The organism is Acidithiobacillus ferriphilus (assembly GCF_018854775.1).
Lineage (GTDB): Bacteria > Pseudomonadota > Gammaproteobacteria > Acidithiobacillales > Acidithiobacillaceae > Acidithiobacillus > Acidithiobacillus ferriphilus.
Genome location: NZ_JAAZTY010000157.1, coordinates 1 through 10,806, shown reverse-complemented (window position 1 = coordinate 10,806; position 10,806 = coordinate 1). Strand labels below are relative to the sequence as shown.

Below are 10,806 nucleotides of genomic sequence, written 5' to 3'. Positions count from 1 at the left end.
CGAGGCCGCCGCTGCGGCGGCGCTGCGCCAGCAGGGCGTGACGCGGGTGGATGCGTGGTTGCGCAGCGACATTTCCGCACCCCAGCCGCTGCCTATCGCTGCCCGCCAGTGGTGGCCTGCCGGAGCCCGCGACTATCCCGGCGGACCGCCAGCACCGGCTTTCTGTCGGGCCGACGGCGTGGCACCGACAGGAATGCATTTTCTGACCCTGAGTGCACCTGTCCAGCCCTGCATGGTGACTTGGGGCGCCGGACCCGATGTGCTTATTCTGGGGGACGCCGACGTCGCGACGGTCAAGCGGCTTGCGGCGGAGCACGGTGCCGCGCTGCATCGGGTGCAGGCCATCTTCGCCCCCGCCAGTCTGGGCAACACGGAAAGAGCGGCGTTATCGGCTGCGGCAGCGCAGGCGCAGGTCTTTTACCTGGGCGAGGGCAAGTCGGGCACATGGACCTGGCAGGCCGGGCGCTTACATCGTGCCCTGCCACCAGCGCCCGCCTACTGGCAACCCGGCGCCTGAACGCGGACGTCTGCACGGGGCCGGTCGCTGCCGTTTCCTGGGCGATATGCTATATTCCGGCTTCGTCACAATCGAACGGGTTCTGGAGGCGATGTGCAAGAGTTGCTGGGGTTATTTAAAATGGGCGGATTTGTTCTGCCGATTCTCATATTGGCGGCAATTGTGGCTTTGGCCATCGCGGGTAATCGTCTCTGGGTCTTGCGGCGGGGGCGTGTTGCGCCGCGTGATCTCGCGGCCCGGATAGCCGAGCTGGTAGGGGTGGGTAAGGTACAGCAGGCGGTCAAATTACTCTATGAAAACGACACGCCCTTGGCCAGGATGATGTTGGCGGCTCTGCAGGATGCGGGACAGCCGCGCGACGTGATCAAAGAGTCGGTGGAAGAAACTGGCCGTCATGAGGTGGCGCATCTCGACCGCTACCTCAACTTTCTCGGCAGTATCGCCGGGGTGGCGCCCCTGTTGGGCCTGCTCGGAACCGTGTTCGGTATCATGCACGCTTTTGCGGCTATCGGCATGGTGGGCACGGGTGATCCCAAGGCGCTGGCGGGCGGCATCGCCGAGGCGCTTATCACCACCGCCAGCGGCCTTATCGTTGCCATCCCCAGCCTGATGTTCTATCGCTATTTCAAAGGGCAGGTCGATACGCTGGTGTTGTCCCTCGAAAAAGAGGCCCTGAAACTGGTGAATCTCATAGCCAGTGGGACTGAAAAATGAATCTGCGCCCGCGGGTGAGTGAAGAGCCGGAGATCAATGTGATCTCCATGGTCGATATCGTGCTGGTGCTGCTGTTATTTTTCATGGTCACCAGCAGCTTTGTGCATCAGTCCCATCTCTCCATGCAATTGCCCAAAGCCCAGCAGGCCGCCGCCGGTGAGCCGAAATCGCCCATCACCATCGATCTTAGCGCGAGCGGCCAAGTGCGCATGAATAAGCAGGTTATGTCTATGGCCGATCTGACCGGACAACTCAAAGCGCTGGCGGCCAAAGATCCCGAGCGGGTGATTGTCCTGCGCGCGGACAAGAATACGACGCAGCAGTACGTCATCGATGTATTAGACGCGGCGCAGGAAGCTGGCCTGACCCGGATCAGTTTCGCAACCCTGAGCAATCACTGACCCGTGCGGCTGGAAGGGCGTTCCTTACGTGTGGTGGCCGCACTGGCGGCCTATATCATCAAAGGTATGGCCCTCAGTGTGCGCTGGCACGAGGAGGGGGATGCCAGCGTCCGCGCCCTGATCGAGTCCGGACAGCCTTTCCTGCTGGCCTTCTGGCATGGGCGGGGTGTTATGGTCGCCCATGCCTACTGGCGGGTGGGCGGACGTAAGATAAAAATCCTTGTCAGCGAACATCGGGATGGCGAACTGATTGCCGCCACCATGGCGCACTGGGGTTACGGTGCGGTGCGCGGTTCAACCCGGCGCGGGGCGGTCAAGGGCGCCCGGGGGATGCTGCGGGCCGCCCATGCGGGGTACGATCTGGCCATCTCCCCCGATGGTCCGCGCGGCCCCCGCGAAGTGCTGCAAGAGGGCGTTATCGAATTGGCGCGCATTTCCGGTCTGCCTATCGTGCCGGTAACCTACTCGGCACGCTGGGCGAAACGTTTCGCCAGTTGGGATGGCTTTCTGCTGCCGCTGCCGGGCGCGCGCGGGGTGATCCTCTGGGGCGAACCGCTGCGGATCCCGCGCGACGCCAATAAGGATACTCTGATCGCTTTGCAGCAGACGCTTGAAGCGACCATGATTGATTTGCGGCAACGCGCTGATGCACGCGTCGGGCGGATTGAAATGCAAGACAAGATATCATGACGTATTACGAAAACGGCCTGCTGCGCGCGCGCTGGGCCAGTTGGCGGGACGCCCGCGCCGGGCGGACGGCGCAGGCGAATGCCCGTTGGGGTTGGATCAAAGCCCCGGGTGAGCGCGGTCCTATCCTGTGGATGCAGAGCTTCAGCGATGCTGACCAGCAAAGACTGGGTATTGAGCTGGCGAAAGCCATCGCCGAAAAGCGCCGTGATCTGCGCATGGTGATGACTTTTGAGACGGAGTACCCGGCCCTTCTGAAACAGCACACCGAGAGTGCCGAGCGGCTCGGCTATGGTTTCGGGCCTTGCGACCACCCCCAGGCGGTGGGACGGGTGCTGGAGCGGTTGTCGCCCCTGCGTTATCTGGCGCTGGGCCGGACGCCCAGACCACGGCTTGCCGCCGCCCTGGGCTGGGGAAAGATACCCGCCGTGCTGATGGCAGCTGATCCCGGCTCGCAGATTCCGGCGCCGCTGGAGGCTGTCTACCCGCAGGATACGCGTCAGGCCGGGGCCTGGGCCGGGCGTGGCATCACCGAAGCCGTTCAGGAACCCGTGGACTTCGCCACCCTGTTCACCATCGCCCAGGTCGACCCCAATTTCCGGGCCATGATCAGCGGTACCGACGAGGGCCTGCTGTGGTGGGCGCAAGGGCTGAGTGCCGCCCAGTGGGCCGGATGGCGGCAGGCCTGGGCCGCTTCGCCCCTGTCCCGGCAGGGCTTACTGTTTCTCGGTGGCGCCGATGCACCTGCGGATTTGCCCAGGCTGTCCGGGTGGCAGCGCGCGCCCTTGCCCGCCGGAGCGGTGATCGCCGTCGATGCGGATCGCTGGTATCCGGCCCTGTCGGCGGCGGCGCAGGCGGTGCATCTGCAGACCGCCTCCCCGATGTTGCAGTGGCAGGTTTATGCCGGTTCCCGGCCCATCAGCGTCAGCCCCGGCGTGACTTTGAACGCCGCCGAACAATTGGACGCCGACACCATCCTCACCCTGGAGGACCCCGCGCAGATTCTCGGTCATTGGCAAGCCCTGCGCGGGGATGTGATGGCCGCCCGCCAGCGCGGTGACGCCACCCGGCGTATTTTCTGGCAGGAGCGTCGTCACGCGGGCGAGCGCCTGCCGGAGTTTTTGCAACGGGTTTTTGATTGGTGACCCTCCGCCAGACCCTGGAGCAGCAATGGCAGGAGGGCGGGGCGCTGGCCACCGCCTTGCGGCCTCTGGGAGCGCTGGCCGGCAAGGTGGCGTGGTGGCGACGGCGGCACCTACAGGGCAGGGCGGCGAGCATCCCCACCATTGTCGTCGGCAATCTGGCCGTAGGGGGCAGCGGCAAAACGCCGTTGGTGGCGGCGCTGGCGCGACAACTCACGGCAGCGGGTTGGCGGGTGGCCATCATCAGCCGGGGCTACGGCGCCCGACCGCCGCACTGGCCCTATCGGGTGCGACGCGACGACAGTCCTCAACAGGCCGGGGATGAACCCTTGTTGCTGGCGCAGGAACAGGAACAGACACAAGCGGTCTATCTGTGCCCTGACCGCCATCGCGCCATCGCTGCAGCCGCTGCGGATGGTCACAATCTGGCCTTGCTGGATGACGGCTTCCAGCACCTCGCCCTGCAACCCAGCCTGCGTCTGCTGGTGTTCTCCGGCCCCCGTCCCCTGGGCAATGGCCATTGCCTCCCTGCCGGCCCCCTGCGCGAGCGCCCGGACGTCATGCTCCATGCCGATGCCTTGCTCATGGACGCCGCAGCAGCAGCAGCCATCCCGGAGCGCAACGGGCCACCCCGTTTTCTTTTCCGCATCCAGCCCAAAGACCTCGTCGCCGTCAACGATCCAGGCCGCTCCCGCAGCCTCGACAGTCTGCAGGGACAGCACGTAACGGCGGTCACCGGTATCGCCCGCCCGCAGCGTTTTATTGCGAGCCTGGAGGGCCTGGGCGCCTTCCCTGACCCTCGATTTTTTTCCGACCACCACCCCTTTTGCGCCAGCGACATCGCCCATTTGCCCCGCCCCCTCGTCATGACCGCCAAGGATGCCGTAAAATGCCGGGAATTCGCGCAGGCCGACGACTGGACCCTGCGCATCGAAGCGGAGCTGGAGCCATCCTTTCAGCCCTGGCTGGAGCAATCATTGCTGCCCTGGAGAAGCTGATGAGTATCGACCACCGTCTGCTGGACCTGCTCGCCTGCCCGCGATGCAAAGGCAGTCTGCAGCCCTGCGCCCAGCGTCAGGCCCTCTGCTGCCCGCGTTGCCACCTGCAATATCCCATCCGCGACGACATTCCGGTGCTGCTCATTGACGAGGCCAAACCCTACGAGGACAAGCCCGCGTGAGCTTCTGCGTCCTGATTCCCGCCCGGCTGGCCTCCACTCGCCTGCCGCGCAAGGTGTTGCTGGATGTGGGCGGCGTCCCCATGATCGAGCAGGTGCGGCGACGTGCGCTGGAAAGCGGCGCAGCGCAGGTGGTGGTAGCCGCCGACCACCCCGCAGTGGTGGACTGCATCCGCAGCTATGGCGGTGAAGCCCTGTTGACCGCCGCGGAACATGTCTGCGGCACCGAGCGCCTGGCGGAGGCCGCGCGCCTGCTGGGACTGGCCGACGACGCCGTCATCGTCAATCTGCAGGGTGATGAGCCGGGCATGACGCCCGCCCTGTTGCACGCCACCGCCCAGCTGCTGCTGGACCATCCGCAACGGCAGATGGCCACCGCCGCCGTCCCCGTCACCCACTGGGATGATCTGGCCGATCCCCATACGGTCAAACTGGCGCTCAATGCCGACGGCTGCGCTCAATATTTTTCCCGCGCCCCTATGCCCTGGGATCGCAGCCATTTCCCCCTGAGCAGCGGGCAGACTTTGCCGCAAACCCCGGGCATCTGGTGGCGGCATCTCGGTCTTTACGCCTACCGCAATGCCTTTTTGCAGGACTATGCCGTCTGGCCCGCCAGTCCTCTGGAAAATATCGAGTCGCTGGAGCAGATGCGGGCGTTGGAGCGCGGCGTGCAGATTGCGGTATATTGCGCGGCAGAAGCGCCCCCAGCAGGTGTGGACACCGCCGCCGACCTTGACCGCGTGCGCGCCTTTTTTTCCTGATCATCCACAAGGAGTTATTGTATGGACCTGAAAAAAATCCCGGCCGGCCAGTCACTGCCGGATGACATCAATGTCGTGATCGAGGTACCCCAGGGTTCCTCCGTCAAATATGAACTGGATAAGGAATCCGGCGCCATCGTTGTCGATCGTTTCCTCTTCACCGCCATGCACTATCCGCTCAATTACGGTTTTATCCCCAACACCCTGTCCGACGATGGTGATCCCACCGATTGTCTGGTTCTGGCGCCCCAGCCCGTCGCTCCCGGCGCCGTGATCCGTGCCCGGCCGGTCGGCGTGCTGATGATGGAAGACGAGAAGGGCATCGATGCCAAGATCGTCGCCGTCCCCCACGACAAGGTCGCTGCCGGTTACTCCGCTATCCGGGATGTCAGTGATCTGCCCGAGCCACTGCGCAACCAGATCCGCCATTTCTTTGAGCACTATAAGGATTTAGAGCCCGGCAAGTGGGTCAAACTCAAGGACTGGGCCAGCGTGGCCGAGGCCCGCAGAATCATCGAAGCGGACGCCGCGCGCTACGCCTGAAGCTCTTGCCGCCCTGCGGCGAAGTAGGCAGACTGAGGGCGACTCGCTTATGCAGGAGAGCCCCATGTCTGTATCACTGTTGGCGCTGAAATCTCCCGAATCGACCGCTCTCAAGCCGTCTGTTTTTGCCGATCTGCAACCAGACGAGCCTCTCTGGAAAAGGGTCCCTAGCCGCGATGATGCCGGCCATCTCCTCGCCGATTTCCGTATGATCTTTCCCGGGCTCCGCCAGAAAAGCGGTATTCGCCAGCAACACACCCTGCGTATTATCAACGCCGTATTGCACCATTACGACTCCTGGGTAGTATTTGCCGATCTCAATATGCGTACGAATTTATTGTGGGTCAGCATCCGCCCACGCCCTGGTTTAACGCTGGAAATTCCCGCAGCGATTAAAACGCTGGTGCCGGAAGCGTTATTATTGGCGCCCTATTGGCGGCGGTAATGGGTGGCAGTTATGGATGGGTTACATAGTATTACATGCCACCTTGATGCCGATGATGCGGCAGAAAAGGGCGGGGTGCGACAATTTGCCGCATTTACCAACTCCCTGAACTTGCCGTAAGGTTGATCCTGTTCGGATGAATCAACTCGTTTCCATCGCTGATATCAGCGTGGTCAATAACTTTAACGATGCTTTTTGTAATAGTTATAGTTGGTGCTATACGCTATATGAAGAGTATTTCGGACTTTATATTGTTATTGCCCACGAGAACACCGTGGGATAATTAACCTGTTGGTTTGTAAAAGTAAGATGCCATTAGTTTGAAGGTCACTCTGAGGCCAAATGATGCCACCATTTCGTAATGGACGTAACGTTTGTCTTGCGCTGCTTTTAAAGCCGCGCCCACCGTGTCGTACGCGTCGTCCCGTCTGGTTGCTTTGCCTGGGGATATGTGCCTTCACCTGTCAGACAGCATCCACAGCGGATGCCACCAGTTTCAGCAACGCGTTTTCATGGAATCTGCACCTCAGCCTGGATGGCGCGGACAACTTCTCTGGGGGAGTGGCACCGGGAGCGGTGGGCAATGCTACCGGCAAAGCGGGTTTTGCATTTAATACCGCGCGCGCCGGGTGGTGGTCCGGCGGTCGGTTGGTCACCGAGTTTTTAGCGATCCAAAATAGCAGTCCGGAGAACTATGTGGGCGATATTCAAGGCGTAAACAACCTGACGGGCCTCAGCAGGGGCGCACTCTATAAACTGTATTACCGCCAAAATATAGGCAATGCCACGCTACGGGCAGGACTCATCAGTGCCAATGATTATTTCGATACAAGCGGGGTGGCGAGCCGGTTCTTGAATGTTTCCTATGGATTCACGCCGACTATTGGTGTCAATGTGCCTGCCGCGTCTTCCTATCCGTTCTCCAGTCTGGGTGTGATGGGAAGTTACGGCGCAGACGGTTGGACCGCCATGGGTGGCGTATTTGAAGGAGATGCCATCCACCCTTTACGGGACCCCTATGATCGCGGCGACATGATTTTGCTGGAGGCCGATCGGAGCGGGTCTTTGGACGGCGGTCACTATACGCTGAAGGTTGGCGCCTGGCAAAACAGTCAGCTCCCTCAATATCAATCTGCTTTGGGTAACGATACCAGTGGTCTGTATTCCATAGGAGAGTATCGGTGGAAACAGGCTGGGATGGCTTGGGGGGGATTCCTGGAGTTGGGAGCCGCGCCCAACCCGGTCAATGCCCTGCCATGGTATCTGGGTGCCGGGTTACGGCTTCGTCATTTCTGGTTGGCCCGTCCTGGCGACAGCTTGGGAATCGGCATGACGCGGGCATGGTTGCGGGGTAGACCGCACACGGCGGAAACCGACCTTGAATGCTACTACTCCGCCAAAATCATATCCCATCTCTATCTCCAGCCTGACTTGCAATATGTCATCCATCCAAGCGGAAATTATCCCAACGCCTTGGTGGGTCTGCTCAGGCTTCACATGCGACTCTCATGATTTTATTGGGTAATCTCTACCATATCGGACCTGTTATGACAATATGCAAATGATGAAGTCATCTGTCAATCAATAAACAACGTCGTTTTCTGCTGAAATACCATTTCATATCATCCTCTCTCCTTATTTTGCCCGCGTATGCGGGTATTTTTTTGAAATTAAAAAAGTTACTTTTAGTTTGTAGGGCATTCCATATGAATTTTTAGGCGACCCAATAATACTACTATTGTAGATAGCTGAACTTTCTGGGGTCCCGACTTATTCAAGCTGGCATCTGTCTTTGAGCTCCACTGTCATCTCGCCATACATAGCCGCGATGAAATCATGTTGCTCAGTTCAGTGATCAGGGACGTGGGCGCTGGTCCAGAATGGGCGATGATGCGTTGGGGACTCATTCCGCACTGGGCGAAGCCCGTCTCCCGTGTGGCGGATGAGCAGAAGACCGCGACGAATACACGGCGGAAGGCGTGTTCTGGGTGCCCTTATCGGGCCGCTGGGACAGGGTGCAGGCCGCCGCCAAACAGCCGGACATCGGCAAGCGCATCGACGATGCCATGACCGAGATCAAGGCTTTTACCGAGTCGATGCTGGCCATTGTTCCTGACACCGCGGATCGGAAGATCTTCCTCAATGAGGCTGACAAAGTGTATCGTCTCGCAATACAAGGTTTTTTCGACCAGATTGCCAAGCCATTCGAGATAAATCTGAAAGATCTGACCCGCGACAAATATGTTGTGACTACCAAGCGCAAAAAACAAATCGAAGAAGATCATTCGTGGAGCATAAAATCTAAAAATAAGATTTTATTATTCCAAGTGGGTTTTTTGTTTGGGGCAATACAAGGAAAATGTGTAGCAACACCTTGGTTGTGGCGCTGCGGGAACAGGATAAAACTCAACAGAGAAAAGCTGGAGAAAGAACTGAAAGATGAGTTTTCAACTCCGCACGCAGGAAACTGGGACCCTGCCGCTCTGATCGCCAAGTCAGTTGAATATCGTTCAACGGATAATATAGAACAGTTGAACAAAAATTTAATGTCGCCAATCTCATTTGCGCTCAAGAAGATTGTGAGGCACCTCGAACGTCAAGAAAAACCTCATAAACTCAGAAATAATTAGCCTAGGTGCGATACAGAGAAATATACAGGTAGCATAGTGAATCAATGGGGTGCGGTTCTCGGAAGCTGTTGTCAGCAGACAGGATCGGCTTCCAAACAGGACAATGACAAAAGCCACCGAACGGCAGCTTTTGCTGCATGACCGCCCATTTCGCGTTGGATCACGCGGCCTCGTGCCGCAAGGATTCGTAGCCGATGCAGGCCAGCCAAACCGTCTTCGGTATGGGTCTAGCCCCACTTTTATAGTAGGCAATCATGCGGCGGGTCATACCGATAGCCTGGGCGGCCTGATTCAGACTGAGCCGGTTTCGCTCCATCCATACGGCGAAGTCCTCGCGCGTGGGCAGGCCTGCCTGCTGGCGACCCAGGTTGTACAGTTGGTCTGCTCCCAGGTCCAGCCCGCCCGGCCAACTCAGGCCATCTCCCCAGTCATCGCTTTGGGCCTGCGCAAAAATCGCCGGATCGTGGAGAGCGGCAAAGGGGTCTCCTTCCCGCTTGGGACCAGTGGTGCTGCTCAGGTCTGTCACAAAGGTCTCTCCAGTCGACCATTCGATGGTGACCTGGAATGGCCCGGTGATCTCGGCTTTGCGAATTTGTGGTGCATGGTTCATGGGTTCAGCCTCCGGTATTCCGCCAGCAACGTCTCCCGACGCGCCGCTATCCAAGCGCGCACGGGAACCAATCGCTTCCGTGGTGTCACAAAGCCTGAGAGCAACTCCCCGGTTTCGATGGCCAAGGATACCCGTGATCCATCCCGGAATTGGACGTGGACGTGAGGCAACGGATGGGGCTCTCGACCGTTGATGCGCACGCGCCAATCATCCACCGGGGGATACGTCGTCATAGGCTCAGGATAGGGCATCTATTGCACTATCTCAAGGCATGGTCCTGCCTATACCTCCATTTGTTCCGCGATCTCCAGGGCGTCGTCCACCTCAATGCCCAAGTACCGGACGGTACTCTCCAGCTTGGTGTGTCCCAGCAAAAGCTGAACCGCTCGGAGATTTTTGGTGCGCTTGTAGATCAGCGTCGCCTTGGTGCGGCGCAGGGTGTGGGTGCCGTACTCGGCAGGATCCAGATCGATGGATCGCACCCACCGATCGACGATCCGCGCATACTGTCGGGTCGACAGGTGCGGAGAGTCGTGCTTCCTGCTGGGGAAGAGGTAATCGTTTTGTCGCAGACCTGCCTTTGCGATCCAGGCCGCGACCGCCGTTCGAGTGGGTTCGGTGATCTCGAACTGAACGGGGCGCTGCGTCTTACGCTGCAGGACTATCGCTCGGTATAAAAGGCTTTGTCCGTGAGCAACGTCGCTGACACGCAGGGCCACCAGATCACAGCCACGCAGCTTGCTGTCGATAGCAAGGTCGAAAAGCGCAAGGTCACGGATTCTGGACGCCAACTGCAGACGAATCCGGATAGCCCAGACCTCTTGCAGCTTGAAGGGGCGTTTTTGGCCGACGATCTTGCCCTTGTTCCAGGGCGCGGAGGACGGAGAGGTTGAACGGTCTTTGGCTTGCATGACACAATCTCCCTTGTGAGGCTGGTAGGAGGCCATTCTCTCACCGCTGCCGAATATGGCGGGAGCTATAATCGAAAGTGGTGTACGGGCAGATTACATCTGACTTGAGTGAGGTGGCGCACTGTTGCTACAAAGGGTTTGCCGACCAATGAGCAACGAGGAGTGCGCCGTGAAAGATAGTACCGTTTTTGAGAGTGGTATGGGAGAGCTGGGCCTGGGCATTGAAGGCGTACTTCGGCGAGCGGCACGTTCCCTGATCGAACAGGCC

The 10,806-nt window shown here is 59.6% G+C and carries 14 protein-coding genes and 1 pseudogene; 12 read left to right on the top strand and 3 right to left on the bottom strand.

Annotated elements, in window-relative coordinates; all coding sequences use genetic code 11:
- The 12 genes and pseudogenes from HF921_RS10825 to HF921_RS10770 all read left to right on the top strand — a co-directional run.
- Positions 1–517 (top strand): annotated as a pseudogene (locus tag HF921_RS10825) (ComEC/Rec2 family competence protein); the annotation flags it as partial.
- 93 nt (positions 518–610) lie between these two features.
- The gene (locus HF921_RS10820) at positions 611–1,231 is read left to right on the top strand and encodes a MotA/TolQ/ExbB proton channel family protein (RefSeq protein WP_215848731.1); all 621 of its coding nucleotides are present in this window, start codon (positions 611–613) and stop codon (positions 1,229–1,231) included.
- Positions 1,228–1,632 (top strand): ExbD/TolR family protein, encoded by a 405-nt coding sequence (locus HF921_RS10815; protein ID WP_064220022.1) that lies wholly within the window; start codon positions 1,228–1,230, stop codon positions 1,630–1,632. The genes HF921_RS10820 and HF921_RS10815 overlap by 4 nt, the downstream gene beginning before the upstream one ends.
- Positions 1,633–1,635: 3 nt before the next feature.
- Positions 1,636–2,322, top strand: coding sequence for a lysophospholipid acyltransferase family protein (locus HF921_RS10810; RefSeq protein ID WP_064220021.1), 687 nt, complete (start codon positions 1,636–1,638; stop codon positions 2,320–2,322).
- Positions 2,319–3,464: a hypothetical protein gene (locus HF921_RS10805; RefSeq protein ID WP_064220020.1), complete on the top strand. Its 1,146-nt coding sequence runs from the start codon at positions 2,319–2,321 to the stop codon at positions 3,462–3,464. Before HF921_RS10810 ends, HF921_RS10805 begins: the two co-directional genes overlap by 4 nt.
- Complete coding sequence (gene lpxK, locus HF921_RS10800; protein WP_064220019.1) at positions 3,461–4,459, top strand: tetraacyldisaccharide 4'-kinase; 999 nt, start codon at positions 3,461–3,463, stop codon at positions 4,457–4,459. Before HF921_RS10805 ends, lpxK begins: the two co-directional genes overlap by 4 nt.
- Positions 4,459–4,641, top strand: coding sequence for a Trm112 family protein (locus HF921_RS10795; protein ID WP_064220018.1), 183 nt, complete (start codon positions 4,459–4,461; stop codon positions 4,639–4,641). Before lpxK ends, HF921_RS10795 begins: the two co-directional genes overlap by 1 nt.
- Positions 4,638–5,399 (top strand): 3-deoxy-manno-octulosonate cytidylyltransferase, encoded by a 762-nt coding sequence (gene kdsB / locus HF921_RS10790; RefSeq protein WP_064220017.1) that lies wholly within the window; start codon positions 4,638–4,640, stop codon positions 5,397–5,399. Before HF921_RS10795 ends, kdsB begins: the two co-directional genes overlap by 4 nt.
- Before the next feature lie 21 nt (positions 5,400–5,420).
- Positions 5,421–5,942, top strand: a complete 522-nt coding sequence (gene ppa, locus HF921_RS10785) for an inorganic diphosphatase (RefSeq protein WP_064220016.1) — start codon at positions 5,421–5,423, stop codon at positions 5,940–5,942.
- A gap of 64 nt (positions 5,943–6,006) precedes the next feature.
- Entirely contained in the window at positions 6,007–6,387 is a 381-nt protein-coding gene (locus HF921_RS10780) for a hypothetical protein (RefSeq protein WP_064220015.1), read from the top strand.
- A gap of 342 nt (positions 6,388–6,729) precedes the next feature.
- Entirely contained in the window at positions 6,730–7,899 is a 1,170-nt protein-coding gene (locus HF921_RS10775; protein ID WP_226834494.1) for a carbohydrate porin, read from the top strand.
- Between the two features lie 467 nt (positions 7,900–8,366).
- Positions 8,367–9,017: a hypothetical protein gene (locus HF921_RS10770; protein ID WP_081258209.1), complete on the top strand. Its 651-nt coding sequence runs from the start codon at positions 8,367–8,369 to the stop codon at positions 9,015–9,017.
- Between the two features lie 160 nt (positions 9,018–9,177).
- Here the strand turns inward: HF921_RS10770 and HF921_RS10765 are convergent, their stop codons facing one another.
- The 3 genes from HF921_RS10765 to HF921_RS10755 are packed head-to-tail and all read right to left on the bottom strand — an operon-like array spanning position 9,178 to position 10,538.
- Positions 9,178–9,627, bottom strand: a complete 450-nt coding sequence (locus HF921_RS10765) for a DUF2442 domain-containing protein (RefSeq protein ID WP_215893797.1) — start codon at positions 9,625–9,627, stop codon at positions 9,178–9,180.
- Entirely contained in the window at positions 9,624–9,860 is a 237-nt protein-coding gene (locus HF921_RS10760) for a DUF4160 domain-containing protein (protein WP_215848741.1), read from the bottom strand. The genes HF921_RS10765 and HF921_RS10760 overlap by 4 nt, the downstream gene beginning before the upstream one ends.
- 48 nt (positions 9,861–9,908) lie before the next feature.
- Positions 9,909–10,538, bottom strand: a complete 630-nt coding sequence (locus HF921_RS10755; RefSeq protein WP_226834492.1) for a tyrosine-type recombinase/integrase — start codon at positions 10,536–10,538, stop codon at positions 9,909–9,911.
- Between the last annotated feature and the right edge of the window lie 268 nt (positions 10,539–10,806).

Bases quoted from the DNA above. Each gene is read 5' to 3' on its own strand.
- HF921_RS10815 (WP_064220022.1), top strand. From the start codon at position 1,228: ATGAATCTGCGCCCGCGGGTGAGTGAAGAGCCGGAGATCAATGTGATC.
- HF921_RS10805 (WP_064220020.1), top strand. From the start codon at position 2,319: ATGACGTATTACGAAAACGGCCTGCTGCGCGCGCGCTGGGCCAGTTGG.
- HF921_RS10795 (WP_064220018.1), top strand. From the start codon at position 4,459: ATGAGTATCGACCACCGTCTGCTGGACCTGCTCGCCTGCCCGCGATGC.
- ppa (WP_064220016.1), top strand. From the start codon at position 5,421: ATGGACCTGAAAAAAATCCCGGCCGGCCAGTCACTGCCGGATGACATC.
- HF921_RS10780 (WP_064220015.1), top strand. From the start codon at position 6,007: ATGTCTGTATCACTGTTGGCGCTGAAATCTCCCGAATCGACCGCTCTC.
- HF921_RS10775 (WP_226834494.1), top strand. From the start codon at position 6,730: ATGATGCCACCATTTCGTAATGGACGTAACGTTTGTCTTGCGCTGCTT.
- HF921_RS10765 (WP_215893797.1), bottom strand. From the start codon at position 9,627: ATGAACCATGCACCACAAATTCGCAAAGCCGAGATCACCGGGCCATTC.
- HF921_RS10760 (WP_215848741.1), bottom strand. From the start codon at position 9,860: ATGACGACGTATCCCCCGGTGGATGATTGGCGCGTGCGCATCAACGGT.
- HF921_RS10755 (WP_226834492.1), bottom strand. From the start codon at position 10,538: ATGCAAGCCAAAGACCGTTCAACCTCTCCGTCCTCCGCGCCCTGGAAC.